Genomic DNA, 17,292 nt, shown 5'->3' on the forward strand with positions numbered 1-17,292 from the left:
TTTCCGTGACCATTGAAAGTCACGCTTCCAGGCTGGCTGTGACGACCGAGTTCCACTTTACCGACCACGACTTCTCCAGAATCCGGACCCTCATCCATCGCCGCGCCGGCATCGCCCTGGGCGAGCAGAAGCGGCAGATGGTGTACAGCCGGCTGTCGCGGCGCCTGCGCGAGCTGCAGCTGCCGGCGTTCGCGCCGTACCTGGACCAGCTCGAGGCGCGCCACGACGGCGACGAGTGGCAGCTGTTCATCAACGCGCTCACCACCAACCTGACCTCGTTCTTTCGCGAGGCGCACCACTTTCCCACGCTGGCCGACCATGTGCGCAAGCGGCCGGGCCCGGTCACCGTCTGGTGCGCAGCCGCCTCGACGGGCGAGGAGCCGTACTCGATCGCCATCACGCTGATGGAAGCGCTGGGCGAGCGCGCGGGCTCGGCCCGCGTCATCGCCAGCGACATCGACACCGCGGTGCTGGCCAAGGCCGCCACCGGCGTCTTCACCACCGAGCAGGTGCGGCGCCTGTCGCCCGAGCGGCTGCGGCGCTTCTTCAACAAGGGCACCGGCACCAACGCCGGCAAGGTGCGCGTGCGCCCCGAGGTCGCCACGCTGGTGAAGTTCTCGCGCGTCAACCTGCTGGACAGCGCCTGGTCGGTGAAGGAGCCGGTGGACGCGATCTTCTGCCGCAACGTGATGATCTATTTCGACAAGCCGACGCAGAAGAAGGTGCTCGACCGCTTCGCGCCGCTGCTCAAGCCGGGCGGCCTGCTGTTCGCCGGGCATTCCGAGAACGCCTCGCTCGTCAACCCGGCCTTCCGCCCGCTGGGGCAGACGGTGTACGAGCTGTCGCGCACGCCGTCGGGCATCGCATGAGCCTGGCGAGCCACCACTACTTCGACCGCGATGTCGGGCGCATGGCCGTCAAGCTGCTGCCCTCCGAGTACTACGTGACCACCGACCACACCGTGCTGAGCACCGTGCTCGGCTCCTGCGTGGCCGCCTGCCTGCACGACGCGCAGGCGGGCGTGGCCGGCATGAACCACTTCATGCTGCCCGACGACGGTGAGCCCGGGGGCGGCTCGATGCGCTACGGCGCCTACGCCATGGACGTGCTGGTGCGCGAACTGGTGCGCGCGGGCGCGCGGCGCGAGCGGCTGCAGGCCAAGGTGTTCGGCGGCGGCGCCGTGCTGGCCGGCATGACCACGCTCAACATCGGCGACCGTAACGCCGACTTCGTGCTGCGCTACCTGGAGGCGGAACGCATCGAAGTGGCGGCGCAGGACCTGCGCGGACCGCATGCGCGCCGCGTGTGCTTCCTGCCCGAGAGCGGCAAGGCCGTGGTGCGCCGCCTGCGCGCGCAGACCGAGGTGCTGCGGGTGCGCCGCGACGAAGGCGAGCTGCTGCGCCGGCTGTCGGTGCCCGCCGCGCCGCACGAGATCGACAGAACCAAAGGAAGCCGGTGAGCCTGCCAAGCAAGAAAAAGATCAAGGTGCTCTGCGTCGACGATTCGGCGCTGATCCGCAGCGTGATGAGCGAGATCATCAACAGCCAGAGCGACATGACCGTGGTCGGCACCGCGGCCGACCCGCTGGTGGCGCGCGACCTCATCAAGGTCACCAACCCCGACGTGCTCACGCTCGACGTGGAAATGCCGCGCATGGACGGCCTGGAGTTTCTCGAGAAGCTCATGCGCCTGCGGCCGATGCCGGTGGTCATGGTGTCCTCGCTCACCGAGCGCGGCTCGGAGATCGCGCTGCGCGCGCTGGAGCTGGGCGCCATCGACTTCGTGACCAAGCCGCGCCTGGGCGTGCGCGACGGCCTGCTCAACTACACCGAGCTCATCGCCGGCAAGATCCGCACGGCCGCCAGTGCGCGGCTGCTGCCCGCGCGCCCAGCGGCCACGGCGGCGCGGCCCGCCCACGAGGCGGCGCCCGAGGCGCTGCTGCGCAGCCCGCTGCTGAGCACCGAGAAGCTGCTCATCATCGGCGCCTCCACCGGCGGCACCGAGGCCATCCGCGAGGTGCTGCAGCCGCTGCCGCCCGACGCGCCCGCGGTGCTCATCGCGCAGCACATGCCGGCCGGCTTCACGCGCTCCTTCGCGCAGCGCCTGGACGGCCTGTGCCGCATCCGCGTGAAGGAGGCGGAGCAGGGCGAGCGCGTGCTGCCGGGCCATGCCTACATCGCGCCGGGCGGCTTTCACCTGTCGCTGGCGCGCAGCGGCGCCAACTACGTGGCGCACCTGGACCAGGAGCCGCCCGTGAACCGCCACCGGCCGTCGATCGACGTGCTGTTCGATTCGGCGGCGAAGCACGCGGGCAAGAACGCCATCGGGATCATCCTCACCGGCATGGGCAAGGACGGCGCCGAGGGCCTGCTGCGCATGCGGCGCGCGGGCGCGCACACGCTGGCGCAGGACGAGGCCAGCTGCGTGGTCTTCGGCATGCCGCGCGAGGCGGTGGCGCTGGGCGCGGTGGACGAGGTGTCGCCGCTGAACGAAATCAGTCGCCGCGTGATGGCGCACCTTCGCACGTTCGGTGAACGTGCGAACCGGGTATGACGAGTTTGAACAACGACCTGTGGAGCTGGAAAAAATCGTGATCGACAAGAGCATCAAGATCCTGGTGGTGGATGACTTCCCGACCATGCGGCGCATCGTGCGCAACCTGTTGAAGGAGCTGGAGTTCCTCAACGTCGACGAGGCCGAGGACGGCGTGGCCGGCCTGGAGAAGCTGCGCGGCGGCAGCTTCGGCTTCGTGGTCTCCGACTGGAACATGCCCAACATGGACGGCCTGACCATGCTGCAGACCATCCGCGCCGACCCCGAGCTGAAGACGCTGCCGGTGCTGATGGTCACGGCCGAGGCCAAGAAGGAAAACATCGTCGCGGCCGCGCAGGCCGGCGCCAACGGCTACGTGGTGAAGCCCTTCACCGCGGCGACGCTGGAAGAGAAGATCACCAAGATCTTCGAGAAGCTGGCCAAGGCATGAGCCAGGACACCGCCGGCGCGGCAGACGCCACCAACAACACCACCGAGGAACTGCTGGGCCGCATCGGCCACCTCACGCGCCAGCTGCGCGAAGGCCTGCGCGAGCTGGGCCTGGACAAGCAGGTGGCCAAGGCCGCGCAGGCCATTCCCGATGCGCGCGACCGCCTCAACTACGTGGCGGCCACCACCGAGCGCGCGGCGCACCGCGCGCTCAACGCCATCGACGTGGCGCAGCCGCTGCAGGAAGCCCTGGCCACCGACGCCAAGGCCCTGACGCAGCGCTGGGACCAGTGGTTCGAGAACCCGATCGAACTCGACCAGGCGCGCGAACTCGTGCTGGACACGCGTGGCTACCTGAACGACGTGCCCCAGCGCGCCAGCGCCATCAACACGCAGCTCATGGAGATCCTGATGGCGCAGGACTTCCAGGACCTCACCGGCCAGGTCATCAAGAAAATGATGGAAGTCGTCAACGACGTCGAGACGCAGCTGCTGCAGGTGCTCATCGACAACTCGCCGCCCGAGAAGCGCCACGAGGCCGTGCAGAGCCTGCAGAACGGGCCGCAGGTGAAGCCCGGCAACCCCGACGCCGTGACCGACCAGGCGCAGGTCGACGACCTGCTCGAAAGCCTGGGTTTCTGAGCCGCTCGCAGCCTGCTTGATTGGCCGAATTGCAGGGCGATACCGGCCCTGATCGGCAGATTGTTCCGCACCACCGGAACCAATAATTTGGTTCTGGGCAAGGCGTACTTCGCCAGTGCTGGTTCGGAGCATGAATGGCTGAGGAAAGCGATCTCGAGAAAACGGAACCCGCCTCCGAGCGGCGCCTGGAGAAGGCGCGCGAGGAAGGCAACGTGGCCCGTTCGCGCGAGCTCACCACCTTCGTCATGCTCGCCACCGCGAGCGCCGGCCTGTGGCTGGCGGCCGAGTCGCTCGGCGCGAGCCTGAGCGGCGCGCTGCGACGCGGCCTGCAGTTCGAACGCGCCAGCGCCTTCGACCCCGCGCACATGCTCTCGCAGAGCGGGCTCATGGTGCTGCATGCGCTCGTGGCCATCGGGCCGCTGTTCGCCATGATGGTCGTGGCCGCCGTGGCCGCGCCGCTGATGCTCGGCGGCTGGATGTTCTCCGGCAAGGCCGTTGCACCGAACTTCGGAAAACTCAATCCCCTGGCCGGCATCGGCCGCATGGTCTCGGCGCAGGCGCTGGCCGAACTCGTGAAGGCGCTGGCCAAGTCGGCGCTGATCGGCGGCGTGGCGTGGTGGGTCATCGTGGACGACATCGAGGCCGTGATGGCGCTCATGTCGCAGCCCGCGCACGAGGCGCTGCCGCACGCGCTGGTGCTGGTGGCCAAGCACTGCGCGCTGATCGCCGCCACGCTCTTTCTCGTCGCGCTCGTCGACGTGCCGTTCCAACTCTGGAACTACTACCGCAAGCTGCGCATGTCGCGCGAGGACGTGCGCCAGGAGCACAAGGAAAGCGAAGGCGATCCGCACATCAAGGCACAGATCCGCCGGCAGCAGCAGCAGATGGCGCGCCGCCGCATGATGGCCGAGGTGCCCAAGGCCGACATCGTGCTCACCAACCCGACGCACTTCGCCGTCGCGCTGCAGTACCTGGACAGCGACATGCGCGCGCCGCGCGTGGTGGCCAAGGGCACCGAGCTGGTGGCCGCACGCATCCGCGAGATGGCCAGGGAGCACAAGGTCGCGATCCTCGAAGCGCCGCCGCTCACGCGCGCGTTGTACCGGCACACGAAGCTGGGCGAGGAGATTCCGGCCGGGCTGTACACCGCCGTGGCCGAGGTGCTGGCCTGGGTGTACCAGCTCAAGCGCTGGAACAGCGAGGGCGGCGAGGCGCCGCGCACGCCGACCGACCTGCCGGTGCCGGCCGACCTGCAGTATTCGCCGGCGGTCGCATGAACGGATTGAACGAACTGATGCGCCTGCCGGCGCGGATCTTCTCCGGCTCGCAGTTCAAGGGGCTGGCGGGCCCGATCCTCATCATCCTCATCCTGAGCATGATGGTGCTGCCGCTGCCGCCCTTCCTGCTCGACCTGCTGTTCACCTTCAACATCGCGCTGTCGGTGATGGTGCTGCTGGTGAGCATGTACACCATGAAGGCGCTGGACTTCGCGGCCTTCCCGGCGGTGCTGCTGTTCTCGACGCTGCTGCGCCTGTCGCTCAACGTGGCTTCCACGCGCGTGGTGCTCATGCACGGCCACACCGGGCCCGACGCGGCCGGCAAGGTGATCGAGGCCTTCGGCCACTTCCTGGTGGGCGGCAACTTCGCGGTGGGTGTGATGGTGTTCATCATCCTCGTGCTCATCAACTTCATGGTGATCACCAAGGGCGCGGGCCGCATCGCCGAGGTGGGGGCGCGCTTCATGCTCGACGCCATGCCGGGCAAGCAGATGGCGATCGACGCCGACCTCAACGCCGGCCTGATCGGCGAAGAGATCGCCCGCAAGCGCCGCGCCGAGGTGGCGCAGGAGGCCGACTTCTACGGCTCGATGGACGGTGCCAGCAAGTTCGTGCGCGGCGACGCGATCGCGGGCCTGCTCATCATGGTGATCAACATCATCGGCGGGCTGGTGGTCGGCATGCTGCAGCACGGGCTCGACTTCTCCACGGCCGGCAAGACCTACACGCTGCTGGCCATCGGCGACGGCCTGGTGGCGCAGATTCCGGCGCTGGTGATCTCCACCGCGGCCGGCGTGATCGTCTCGCGCGTGACCACCGACGAGGACGTGGGCAGCCAGCTCACGGGCCAGCTCTTTTCCAACCCGCAGGTGCTGTTCCTCACGGCCGGCATCGTCGGCCTGCTGGGCATGATCCCTGGCATGCCGAACCTGGCCTTCCTGCTGATCGCGGGCGGCCTGGTGTGGCTCGGCAAGCGGCTGCTGCAGCGCAAGCCGCAGGCGGCCGCGCAGCAGGCTGCCGCTGCCGCCGCCACGCAAGGGGCGGGCGTGCCCGCCTCGGCCGAGCAGGCCGAAGCCACCTGGGACGACGTGGCCATGGTCGATCCGCTGGGCATGCAGGTCGGCTACCGGCTGATCCCGCTGGTGGACCAGTCGCAGCAGGGCGAGCTGCTGGGCCGCATCAAGAGCATCCGCAAGAAGATCGCGCAGGAGCTGGGCTTTTTGGTGCCGGTGGTCCACATCCGCGACAACCTGGAGATCAAGCCCAACGCCTACGTCATCAGCCTGAAGGACGTGGAGATCGGTCGCGGCGAGGCCTTCCCCAACCAGTGGATGGCGATCAACCCCGGCCAGGTGACGGGCACGCTGACGGGCACGCCCACGCGCGACCCGGCCTTCGGCCTGGAGGCCACCTGGATCGACGCCAGCCTGCGCCAGCAGGCGCAGGTGTACGGCTACACCGTGGTCGATGCCTGCACCGTGATGGCCACGCACCTGAACCACCTGATCCACACCCATGCGGCCGAGCTGCTGGGCCGTCAGGAAGTGCAGCAGCTGCTCGACCAGATCGCCAAGACCGCGCCCAAGCTCACCGAAGACCTGGTGCCCAAGGTGCTGTCGCTGAGCACGCTGCACAAGGTGCTGCAGAACCTGCTCGACGAAGAGGTGCCGATCCGCGACATGCGCACCATCCTCGACGTGATGGCCGAGCACGCGCCCACGGTGAAAGACCCGACCGAGCTCACCACGCTCACGCGCCTGGCGCTGGGCCGCGCCATCACGCAGCAGCTGTTCCCGGGCGACGAGGAGATGCAGGTGATCGGCCTGGACGGCTCGCTCGACAGCGTGCTGCAGCAGGCCCTGAACAACAGCAGCGGCATCGAGCCGGGCATTGCCGACAACCTGCTCAAGCAGGCGCAGGCCGCCATGGTGCGCCAGGAGCAGATGGGGCTGGCGCCGGTGCTGGTCGTGCAGCACGCGCTGCGCGTGCTGCTGTCGCGCTTTTTGCGGCGCAGCCTGCCGCAGCTCAAGGTGCTCTCGCACGCCGAGATCCCTGACGCCCGGACCATCAAGATCACCGCCGCCATTGGAGGACGAGCCGTTTGAATTCACAGACCGACGTGCGCACCACCGCACGCAAATTCGTCGCCGCCACCGGCCGCGAGGCCCTGCGCCTGGTGCGCGAATCGCTCGGCGCCGAGGCCATCGTGCTCACGCACCGTGCCACCGCGCAGGGCGTCGAGATCGTCGCCATGGCCGAGGGCGATGTGCAGCAGACCGTGCAGGCCGCCGTGCCCGCAGCCGCACCTGCCACGGCCGCACCGGCCGACCCCACCGTGCTCAGCGAACTCCATTCGATGCGCGGCATGATCGAGGAACAGCTCGCCAGCGTGGTCTGGAGCGACAGCCAGCGGCGCGACCCGGTGCGCGGTCGCCTGCTGCGCACGCTGCTGGGCGCCGGCTTCAGCGCGCGCCTGTCGAAGGCCATGCTCGAGAAGTTGCCCACGGGCCAGAGCTACGCCGACGGCATGGCCTTCGTGCGCTCCGAGCTCGTGCGCGCGGTGCCGGTGCATGAGGACGAGGACGCGCTGTTCGCGCAGGGCGGCGTCTATGCCTTGATGGGCCCGACCGGCGTCGGCAAGACCACCACCACCGCCAAGCTGGCGGCGCGCTGCGTGATGCGCTTCGGCGCCGACAAGCTCGCGCTCGTCACCACCGACAGCTACCGCATCGGCGCCTACGAGCAGCTGCGCATCTACGGCCAGATCCTCAACGTGCCGGTGCATGCCGTGAAGGACGCGGCCGACCTGCAGCTGGTGCTGCACGACCTGCGCGACCGCCACATGGTGCTCATCGACACCGTCGGCATGAGCCAGCGCGACCGCGCCGTGCCCGAGCAGATCGCCATGCTCGGCAGCAGCCAGCGGCCGGTGAAGCGGCTGCTGCTGCTCAACGCCACCAGCCACGGCGACACGCTCAACGAGGTGGTGCACGCCTACCGCCAGGGCCATGCGCTGGCGGGCTGCATCTTCACCAAGGTCGACGAGGCCACCCACCCGGGCGCGCTGATCGACACCGTGATCCGCCACCGCCTGCCCGTGCACTACATCTCGGGCGGCCAGAAGGTGCCCGAGAACCTGGTGCGCGCCGACCGCGTGCAGCTGGTGGACAGCGTGTTCCAGCCGCGCCAGCACAGCCCGCTCTTCGTGCCGGCCGAAGCCGACCTGCCCGACGAGGCCGCGCCTTCGCCGCAAGCGCAGGGCGAGACCGATCGCCTGCGCCTGCGCTACCAGAGCCTGATCCGTGCGATGGCGCACGACGCGCAGGAGCTGGCGACGACTGCTGGCGCGCTGGCCGGTGCGCACATCGGCTTCGACGGCGCGCGCACGCTGTGGCGCCAGGCCGGTGACGAGGCCATCGATGCCAAGGCTGTGCTGCACGAGCTGTCGACGTTTGCGCGCGGCGAGCTGGTTTCGGGCTGTGACACCTACGTCCTCGCGTTGGCCGGGCAGGTGGGCCTGCGCGCGACCGACAGCGGCGACGCCTACGTGTGCCACGGCAGCCTGCTGCTGTCGGACCGCAGCGGCCTGCCGCTGGCGGCGCCGAACCAGTGGCTTTCGACTGCTGCGGCGCGCCAGTCGGCCGCGCCGGGCCAGCGTCAGGCGCAGTGGCTGCAGCAACAGGATTTCGGCAAGCGGCTCGTGCATGTGCTGGGCAAGCCGCCGGCCCTGGAGCAGATGCTGGCGTGGCAGGCCGAAGGCATGCAATGGCTGGCGCGCGCGCCCGGCAGCACGGCCGTGACGGACCTGCGCACCGGCACCGCGACCACGCTCGCGCGCCTGGCCTTCGCGTTCGACGATGCGACCGAGCGGCCCGTGCGCTATCGCGGCAAGGCTGCACTGCAATGCGAAGCGCAGGTCGAGGTGTTGCCACGCACCGCCATCGACCGCGACACCCTGCCCACGCTGCGCTGCATCTCTGTGCGCGTGGTCGATGCGCGCAGCCGCAAGCTGCTGTCGCAGACCTGCGTGCTCACCAACCTGGGCGACGAAGTGGGCGCACCGCAGCTCGCGCAATGGCAGGGCTGGGCCGCCGACGCCGAGCCGTGTTTCCGCCTGCTGCGCGACGGCGTGCAGCTCGTGGGTGGCATGGGCGAGCCCGGCGATCCGCACATGATGAAGCGCCTGCTCGTCGCCGGCCAGGTCACGACCACCGTGTGGCGCCTGCTGCAGGCCGAAGGCGAGTGGGCCGACCGCACGCGCCTTCTGCTGGGCCAGCTCACGGGCCGCGCCGCGCGCGCCGGCCGCGCCCTGACGGGCGGCGCGCTGTACGCGGGCGTGGGCAAGCTGTTCCTGCTGCTCGATGCGCTGGGCGCCGAATCGGCAGCGCCTGCGCAAGCGCCGCGCGCGTTGGAACGCCTGGGCTGAAGGCGATGGGCGCACGCGTCACGGACCAGGCCGATGGGCTGCGCCGGCTGCTCGGGCAGGCGCCGGTGCGCGTCGTCGCGGTGGCGGGCATGGGCCCCGGCGCGGGCGCGACCACGGCCGCGATGAGCCTGGGCGCGGCGCTGGCGCAGCAGGGCAAGGACGTGCTGTTGCTCGACGAACACCACCCCAAGGTGCGCTCGGTGTGCGATGTGTGGGCGCTGGGCCCGCGCGGCACGCTGGCCGATGTGGCGAGTCGGCGGTTGCGCATCGACCAGGCCGCAGCGAGCGCGGTGTGCGGCGTGCAGGTGCTGCCCGCTTCGCCCGGCACGACCATCGACCCGCGCACGCTGTGGCCGCGCGGCATCGTGCTCGTCGATGCGGCCTTCGACGACGAAGGCTGCCTGTCGCCGCTGGCGCAGGGCGCCGACGAACTGCTGCTCGTGCTGCAGCCGCACCCGGCGGCCATCACCTCGGCCTACGCCGGCATCAAGCGCCTGCACCGCGCGCATGCGCTGAAGCAGCTGCGCTTCCTGCTCAACGGCGTGGCCGATGCCGGCACCGCGCAGCAGGTCATGCACAACCTCGCGCAGGCGGCGAGCCGTTATCTCGCGCTGTCGCTGATGCCCGTGGGCTGGGTGCGCACCGACCCGTGGCTTGCTGATGCAGCGCGGCTGCGCCAGACCGTGGTCGAGGCCTTTCCGGCCAGCGCGGCGGCGGTCGATTTCCGCGCCATCGCCGACGACATGGGGCGCTGGACCTGGCGCACGCCCGCGCGGCCGGCCGTGTTCCCGCAGGCGCTCGCGGCCTGAGACACGACCACGAGGACGGACGGCCGTGTACACCGCACAGGGCACCATCGAGAAATCGCATCTGCTGGAACAGCACCAGCCGCTGGTGCGCCGCATCGCGCTGCAGATGATGGCGCGGCTGCCGGCCAGTGTGGAGCTGGACGACCTGATCCAGGCCGGCATGCTCGGCCTGCTCGACGCATCGAGCCGCTACCAGGACCACCGCGGCGCGCAGTTCGAGACCTTCGTCAGCCAGCGCATCCGTGGCGCCATGCTCGACGAGTTGCGCGCCAGCGACTGGGGTTCGCGCGGGCTGCGCCAGTCGGCGCGCGGCATCGAGAAGGCGATCCAGGCGCTGGGCCACCGGCTGGGCCGCGCGCCCACCGAAGGCGAGATCGCGAAGGAGCTGAAGGTCGACCTGGACACCTACCAGTCGATGCTGCAGGACATCCAGGGTTGCCAGCTGCTGTACGTGGAAGACTTCGCCAAGGGCGACCCCGACAACCCCTTTCTCGACCTGCATGCGCAGGAGGCGCGCAAGGGGCGCGGCGACTTCGACGACCCGCTGGCGCGCCTGCTCGAAAGCGGCTTTCGCCACCAGCTGGTGGACGCCATTGGCGCGCTGCCCGAGCGCGACCAGCTGCTGCTCAAGCTCTACTACGAGGAAGAGCTGAACCTGCGCGAGATCGGCGCGGTGCTCGAGGTGAGCCAGTCGCGCGTGTGCCAGCTGCACGGCCAGGCGGTGAGCCGGCTGCGTGCGAAGCTGAAGGACTCTTTGTAGAGAACCTCAGCTGGCGTAGCGTGCATCCAGCGCATCGAGCTCGGGCTTGCGCACCAGCCGCTGCCGTTCGGCGAAGGGCGCGACCAGCGACGGGTCCTCGTCCATGCGCCGCGTGTCGCGCAGCACCGTGAGCGCCTTCTGCATGCCGGCCAGCGCGCCCTGCAGCGCGGCGTTGGCATACAGCACGATGCCGTAGCCGAGGCCGCCGAGTTCCTCGGCGCCGAAGATCGGCGTCTTGCCGCCGATCACCATGTTCATGAGCTGCGGCTTCGCCAGCCGCTGCGGCAGCGCACGGATCTCGTCAGCCGTGGTGACGGCCTCGACGAACAGGATGTCGGCGCCGGCCTCGCTGAACTTCTGCGCGCGCTCGATCGCGGCCTCGAACCCCAGCGTCGCCGCCGCGTCGGTGCGGGCCATGATGAGCAGGTCGGGGTCGGTGCGCGCATCGACCGCGGCCTTGATCTTGTTGACGGCTTCCTCGGTGGAGATCACCTCCTTGCCCGAGAAATGGCCGCAGCGCTTGGGCGCGACCTGGTCCTCGAACTGGATGCAGTCGGCGCCCGCGCGCTCCAGCACGCGCACCGTGTGGCGCACGTTCAGCGCGTTGCCGAAGCCGGTGTCGGCATCGACGATCAGCGGCAGGTTCACCGCGTCGCGGATGCGCGCCGTGTGGTCGGCGATCTCGTGCAGGCCCATGAAGCCCTGGTCGGGCAGGCCGAACCACATGTTGGTGACGCCCGCGCCGGTGACGTAGATGGCCTCGAAGCCCAGGTCTTGGATGACGCGCGCCGAGAGCGCGTTGAAGGCGCCCGGCACCAGCACGCCGCGGCGGGCCTCGGCCAGGGATCGGAGGGTCTTGCGAGTCGACATCGGAATTTCCTGTGAATGGATCTGAAAGCTCAAAGGGTGTCGCCGGGCACACGCACCCAGCCTTCCATCAGCACGCGGGCGCTGCGGCTCATGACGGCCTTGGTCACCTGCCACTCGCCATCGACCTGGCGGGCCTGCGCGCCCACGCGCAAGGTGCCCGAGGGGTGGCCGAAGCGCACGGCCTCGCGCGCGCCGCCGCCGGCCGCGAGGTTCACCAGCGTGCCGGGAATGGCAGCGGCCGTGCCGATGGCCACCGCCGCCGTGCCCATCATGGCGTGGTGCAGCTTGCCCATCGACAGCGCGCGCACGAGCAGGTCGATGTCGCCAGCCGCCACGGCTTTGCCGCTCGACGCCGTATAGCCCACAGGCTTGGCCACGAAGGCGACCTTGGGCGTGTGCTGGCGGCTGGCCGCTTCGTCGAGCGTGCGGATCAGGCCCATGCGCAGCGCACCATGCGCACGGATGGCTTCGAAGCGGGCGAGCGCGGCATCATCGCCGTTGATCGCGTCCTGCATCTCGGTGCCCGTGTAGCCAAGCGCCTCGGCGTTCACGAAGACGGTGGGGATGCCGGCGTTGATCATCGTGGCCTGCAGCGTGCCGAGGCCGGGAACCTCCAGGTCATCGACGAGGTTGCCGGTCGGGAACATCGCGCCGCCCGCGCCGTCTTCTTCGGCGGCGGGGTCCATGAATTCGAGCTGCACCTCGGCCGCGGGGAAGGTCACGCCGTCGAGTTCGAAGTCGCCGGTCTCCTGCACCGCGCCGCCGGTCATCGGCACGTGCGCGACGATGGTCTTGCCGATGTTGGCCTGCCAGATGCGCACGACGGCCACGCCGTCGCGCGGCACGCGCGCTGCGTCGATGAGGCCGTTGCTGATCGCGAACGGGCCCACGGCCGACGAGAGGTTGCCGCAGTTGCCGCTCCAGTCGACGAAAGGCCGGTCGATCGACACCTGGCCGAACAGGTAGTCCACGTCATGGCCGGGCCGCTCGCTCTTCGAGAGGATCACGGTCTTGCTGGTGCTCGACGTGGCCGCGCCCATGCCGTCGATCTGCTTGCCGTAGGGGTCGGGGCTGCCGATCACGCGCAGCAGCAGCGCATCGCGCGCGGGGCCCGGCACCTGCGCGGCCTCGGGCAGGTCCTGCAGGCGGAAGAACACGCCCTTGCTGGTGCCGCCGCGCATGTAGGTGGCGGGGATCTTGATCTGCGGAAGGTGCGGCATCGTCAGTCGGCTTTCGTGGCGGCGAGGAAGTCCTGCGCAAAGCGCTGCAGCACCCCGCCGGCTTCGTAGATGGAGACCTCCTCGGCGGTGTCGAGGCGGCAGGTCATGGGCACGTCGAGCCGTTCGCCATTCTGTCGGTGCACGACCAGCACGAGGTCGGCGCGCGGGGTGCGCGCGCCGGTCACATCGTACGTTTCGGTGCCGTCCAGGCCCAGCGAGAGGCGGTTGGTGCCGGGCTTGAATTCGAGCGGCAGCACGCCCATGCCGATCAGGTTGGTGCGGTGGATGCGCTCGAAGCCTTCGGCCGCGATCGCTTCCACGCCGGCCAGCCGCACGCCCTTGGCGGCCCAGTCGCGCGACGAGCCCTGGCCGTAGTCGGCGCCGGCCACGATGATCAGCGGCTGCTTGCGCAGCATGTAGGTCTCGATGGCCTCCCACATGCGCATCACCTCGCCTTCGGGTTCCACGCGCGCCAGCGATCCGGCGCGCACCGTGCCGTCGGCCTTGCGCACCATCTCGTTCTTCAGCGTCGGGTTGGCGAAGGTGGCGCGCTGCGCCGTGAGGTGGTCGCCGCGGTGCGTGGCGTAGGAGTTGAAATCGTCCTCCGGCAGGCCCATGCGGTGCAGGTACTGGCCGGCCGCGCTGTCCAGCAGGATCGCGTTCGACGGCGACAGGTGGTCGGTCGTGATGTTGTCCGGCAGGATCGCCAGCGGACGCATGCCCTTCAGCGTGCGCTCGCCTGCCAGCGCGCCTTCCCAGTAGGGCGGGCGGCGGATGTAGGTGGAGGCGGGGCGCCAGTCGTACAGCGGTGCCACCTGCTCGCCCGTGTCGGGCTGGATCGCGAACATCGGCTCGTACACCTGGCGGAAGTGCGCGGGCTTCACGCTCGCCTTGACGATGGCATCGATTTCTTCGTCGCTGGGCCAGAGGTCCTTCAAGCGAATCTCCTTGCCGTCGACCACGGTGAGCACGTCCTTCTCGATGTCGAAGCGCACCGTGCCCGCAATGGCGTAGGCCACCACCAGCGGCGGCGAGGCCAGGAAGGCCTGCTTCGCATACGGGTGGATGCGGCCGTCGAAGTTGCGGTTGCCCGAGAGCACGGCCGTGGCGTACAGGTCGCGATCGACGATCTCCTGCTGGATGGCCGGGTCGAGCGCGCCCGACATGCCGTTGCACGAGGTGCAGGCATAGGCGACCACGCCGAAGCCGAGCTGTTCCAGCTCGCCCATCAGTCCCGCATCTTCCAGGTACAGCGTGACCGCTTTCGAGCCGGGCGCCAGCGAGGTCTTGACCCACGGCTTGCGCGCCAGGCCCACGCGGTTGGCGTTGCGCGCGAGCAGGCCCGCGGCGATCACGTTGCGCGGGTTGCTGGTGTTGGTGCAGCTGGTGATGGCCGCGATGATCACTGCGCCGTCGGGCATCTGGCCGGGCACCTCGTCCCACGGTGCGGCGATGCCGCGCGCCGCGAGGTCGGCCGTGGCCACGCGCGCATGCGGGTTCGAGGGGCCGGCCATGTTGCGCACGACCGTCGAGAGGTCGAAGTGCAGCACGCGTTCGTATTCGACCTCGGCGAGCGTGTCGGCCCACAGGCCCGCCTGCTTCGCATAGACCTCGACCAGGCGCACCTGCTCGTCGGCGCGGCCCGTGAGGCGCAGGTAGTCGAGCGTCTGCGAATCGATGGCGAACATCGCGGCGGTGGCGCCGTACTCGGGCGCCATGTTGGAGATGGTCGCGCGGTCGCCCAGCGTGAGGCTGGCCGCGCCTTCGCCGTGGAACTCCAGGTAGGCGCCCACGACCTTCGCCGCGCGCAGGAACTCGGTGAGCGCCAGCACGACGTCGGTGGCCGTGATGCCCGGCTGCGGCCGGCCCGCGAGGCGCACGCCGACGATGTCGGGCAGCCGCATCCACGAGGCACGGCCGAGCATCACGTTCTCGGCCTCGAGCCCGCCCACGCCGACCGCGACCACGCCCAGCGCATCGACGTGCGGCGTGTGGCTGTCGGTGCCCACCAGCGTGTCGGGGTAGGCCACGCCGTCCTGCGCATGCACGACGGGCGACATCCGCTCCAGGTTGATCTGGTGCATGATCCCGTTCCCCGGCGGGATCACCTCCATGTTGCGGAAGGCCCGCTTCGTCCATTCGATGAAGTGAAAGCGGTCTTCGTTGCGCCGGTCCTCGATGGCGCGGTTCTTCGCGAAGGCATCGGGGTCGAAGCCGCCGCACTCCACCGCCAGCGAGTGGTCGACGATGAGCTGCACCGGCACCACGGGGTTCACCTGCGACGGGTCGCCGCCCTGTTCGGCGATGGCGTCGCGCAGGCCGGCCAGGTCGACCAGCGCGGTCTGGCCCAGGATGTCGTGGCAGACCACGCGCGCGGGGAACCACGGAAAGTCATGGTCGCGCCGGCGCTCGATGAGTTGCGTGAGGCTTTGCACGAGGATCGCCGGGTCGCAGCGGCGCACGAGGTTCTCGGCATGCACGCGCGCGGTGTAGGGCATCGTGGCCCAGGCGCCGGCCTGGATGGCTTTGACGGCTGCGCGCGCATCGAAGTAGTCCAGCGCGGTGCCGGGAAGGTTCTTGCGGTAGTCGGTGTTCATGGGGGGGCGCTTGTCGCTCGGCACCCGCGCGCAGGCACGGGCGCTTTTCTTCTTCTCGTGTTTTTACTTCCGATCCTGGATCGGCGCGAACTTCAGGTCTTCGGGGCCCGTGTAGTTGGCGCTCGGCCGGATGATCTTGTTGTCGATGCGCTGCTCGATGATGTGCGCCGCCCAGCCCGAGGTGCGCGCGATGACGAACAGCGGCGTGAACATGGCCGTGGGCACGCCCATCATGTGGTAGCTCACGGCGCTGAACCAGTCGAGGTTGGGGAACATCTGCTTCACGTCCCACATCACGGTCTCGAGCCGCTCGGCGATGTCGAACATCTTGGTCGAGCCGGCTTCCTGCGACAGCGTGCGCGCCACGCCCTTGATGACCACGTTGCGCGGGTCGCTCACGGTGTAGACCGGGTGGCCGAAGCCGATCACGACCTCCTTGGCTGCGACGCGGCGGCGGATGTCGGCCTCGGCCTCGTCGGGCGCGTCGTAGCGCTTCTGGATCTCGAAGGCCACCTCGTTCGCACCGCCGTGCTTGGGGCCGCGCAGCGCGCCGATGGCACCGGTGATGGCCGAGTACACATCGGAGCCCGTGCCCGCGACCACGCGCGCCGTGAAGGTGGAGGCGTTGAACTCGTGCTCGGCATAGAGGTTGAGCGAGGTGTGCATCGCGCGCTCCCACTGCGCGCTGGGCTTGCGCCCGTGCAGCAGGTGCAGGAAGTGCGCGCCGATGGAGTCGTCGTCGGTCTCCACCTCGATGCGCCGGCCCTGCGTCGACCAGTGGTACCAGTACAGCAGCATCGAGCCGAGCGAGGCCATCAGGCGGTCGGCGATGTCGCGCGCGCCGGGCAGGTTGTGGTCTTCCTTCTCGGGCAGCAGGCAGCCCAGCGACGAGACGCCGGTGCGCATCACGTCCATCGGGTGCGCGCTGGCGGGCAGCTGCTCCAGCGCCTCCTTCAGGCTCGCGGGCAGGCCGCGCATGGCCTTGAGCTTGGCCTTGTAGGCGCGCAGTTCGGCAGCCGTGGGCAGCTTGCCGTGCACCAGCAGGTGCGCGATTTCCTCGAACTCGCAAACCTCGGCGATGTCCAGGATGTCGTAGCCGCGGTAGTGCAGGTCGTTGCCGGTGCGGCCTACGGTGCACAGCGCGGTGTTGCCGGCGGTCACGCCCGACAGGGCGACGGATTTCTTGGGCTTGAAGCCGGTGGGGGTGGCGGTGTCGTTCATGCGGGTTCCTTGTCTGTGGGCACGGGGTGCAGGTAGGTGTTGCGCAGGCGCGCGGGACGGCCGCGGCCATCGACGGCCACCATCTCGAACAGGCCTTTCAGCGAAGGGCGGGCTTCGCCGTCGGGCGGCTCGGCTGCGCCGGTGACGCAGACCGTGAGCGAACTGCGCCCGGCGCGCGTCACCCAGGCCCGCATGCGCAGCACATGGCCGACGGGCACGGGCGCCAAGAACTGCGCGTCGCCCAGGCTGGCCATCACCACGTCGGACTTCGCGAAGGCGCGCGCGGCGAGGAACGCGGCCTTCGACATCAGCAGCAGGGCGTTGCCGCCGAACAGCGTGCCGTAGTGGTTGGCGTGCTCGGGGAACACGATGTCGGTCAGCTCGATGGCGGCGGATCGGTTTGTCATGCTTCGCAATTTACGCAATCGAACGCCCATAATGAAGGCCTGAATTGGCGAATCATTGCGAATGAAGACGGATGATTTTGC

The 17,292-nt window shown here is 69.5% G+C and carries 15 protein-coding genes; 10 read left to right on the forward strand and 5 right to left on the reverse strand.

Annotated elements, in window-relative coordinates:
- Positions 1 to 5: 5 nt before the first annotated feature.
- The 10 genes from AC1RAD_RS06770 (at position 6) to AC1RAD_RS06815 (ending at position 10,896) form a co-directional block, all read left to right on the forward strand.
- Entirely contained in the window at positions 6 to 869 is an 864-nt protein-coding gene (locus tag AC1RAD_RS06770) for a CheR family methyltransferase (RefSeq protein WP_492734256.1), read from the forward strand.
- On the forward strand, positions 866 to 1,459 hold the full coding sequence (cheD, locus tag AC1RAD_RS06775; protein ID WP_095946640.1) for a chemoreceptor glutamine deamidase CheD: 594 nt from the start codon (positions 866 to 868) through the stop codon (positions 1,457 to 1,459). Before AC1RAD_RS06770 ends, cheD begins: the two co-directional genes overlap by 4 nt.
- Before the next feature lie 2 nt (positions 1,460 to 1,461).
- Complete coding sequence (locus tag AC1RAD_RS06780) at positions 1,462 to 2,553, forward strand: protein-glutamate methylesterase/protein-glutamine glutaminase (RefSeq protein WP_083259225.1); 1,092 nt, start codon at positions 1,462 to 1,464, stop codon at positions 2,551 to 2,553.
- Positions 2,554 to 2,590: 37 nt separating this feature from the next.
- Positions 2,591 to 2,983 (forward strand): chemotaxis response regulator CheY, encoded by a 393-nt coding sequence (cheY, locus tag AC1RAD_RS06785; protein WP_056582361.1) that lies wholly within the window; start codon positions 2,591 to 2,593, stop codon positions 2,981 to 2,983.
- Complete coding sequence (gene cheZ, locus AC1RAD_RS06790) at positions 2,980 to 3,624, forward strand: protein phosphatase CheZ (protein WP_062469395.1); 645 nt, start codon at positions 2,980 to 2,982, stop codon at positions 3,622 to 3,624. The genes cheY and cheZ overlap by 4 nt, the downstream gene beginning before the upstream one ends.
- A gap of 134 nt (positions 3,625 to 3,758) precedes the next feature.
- Positions 3,759 to 4,901 (forward strand): flagellar biosynthesis protein FlhB, encoded by a 1,143-nt coding sequence (flhB, locus tag AC1RAD_RS06795; RefSeq protein WP_492734257.1) that lies wholly within the window; start codon positions 3,759 to 3,761, stop codon positions 4,899 to 4,901.
- A complete protein-coding gene (gene flhA / locus AC1RAD_RS06800; RefSeq protein ID WP_492734258.1) occupies positions 4,898 to 7,006 on the forward strand; it encodes a flagellar biosynthesis protein FlhA in 2,109 nt (702 codons plus the stop codon). Before flhB ends, flhA begins: the two co-directional genes overlap by 4 nt.
- Entirely contained in the window at positions 7,003 to 9,327 is a 2,325-nt protein-coding gene (flhF, locus tag AC1RAD_RS06805; protein WP_492734259.1) for a flagellar biosynthesis GTPase FlhF, read from the forward strand. The genes flhA and flhF overlap by 4 nt, the downstream gene beginning before the upstream one ends.
- 5 nt (positions 9,328 to 9,332) lie before the next feature.
- Positions 9,333 to 10,136: a MinD/ParA family ATP-binding protein gene (locus tag AC1RAD_RS06810; RefSeq protein WP_492734260.1), complete on the forward strand. Its 804-nt coding sequence runs from the start codon at positions 9,333 to 9,335 to the stop codon at positions 10,134 to 10,136.
- Positions 10,137 to 10,161: 25 nt separating this feature from the next.
- On the forward strand, positions 10,162 to 10,896 hold the full coding sequence (locus AC1RAD_RS06815; protein WP_070061574.1) for an RNA polymerase sigma factor FliA: 735 nt from the start codon (positions 10,162 to 10,164) through the stop codon (positions 10,894 to 10,896).
- Between the two features lie 6 nt (positions 10,897 to 10,902).
- On the opposite strand, the gene AC1RAD_RS06820 is transcribed toward AC1RAD_RS06815, so the two are convergent.
- From AC1RAD_RS06820 to AC1RAD_RS06840, 5 genes are all read right to left on the reverse strand, one after another.
- A complete protein-coding gene (locus AC1RAD_RS06820; protein ID WP_492734261.1) occupies positions 10,903 to 11,766 on the reverse strand; it encodes an isocitrate lyase/PEP mutase family protein in 864 nt (287 codons plus the stop codon).
- Positions 11,767 to 11,795: 29 nt separating this feature from the next.
- A complete protein-coding gene (prpF, locus tag AC1RAD_RS06825) occupies positions 11,796 to 12,986 on the reverse strand; it encodes a 2-methylaconitate cis-trans isomerase PrpF (RefSeq protein WP_492734262.1) in 1,191 nt (396 codons plus the stop codon).
- 2 nt (positions 12,987 to 12,988) lie between these two features.
- A complete protein-coding gene (acnD, locus tag AC1RAD_RS06830) occupies positions 12,989 to 15,583 on the reverse strand; it encodes a Fe/S-dependent 2-methylisocitrate dehydratase AcnD (RefSeq protein ID WP_492734263.1) in 2,595 nt (864 codons plus the stop codon).
- 63 nt (positions 15,584 to 15,646) lie between these two features.
- A complete protein-coding gene (gene prpC, locus AC1RAD_RS06835) occupies positions 15,647 to 16,804 on the reverse strand; it encodes a bifunctional 2-methylcitrate synthase/citrate synthase (RefSeq protein ID WP_139704670.1) in 1,158 nt (385 codons plus the stop codon).
- Positions 16,801 to 17,211: an acyl-CoA thioesterase gene (locus AC1RAD_RS06840; RefSeq protein ID WP_492734264.1), complete on the reverse strand. Its 411-nt coding sequence runs from the start codon at positions 17,209 to 17,211 to the stop codon at positions 16,801 to 16,803. Before AC1RAD_RS06840 ends, prpC begins: the two co-directional genes overlap by 4 nt.
- Positions 17,212 to 17,292 lie beyond the last annotated feature (81 nt).

It is taken from the genome of Variovorax sp. GW823-FHT04B03 (assembly GCF_058796495.1).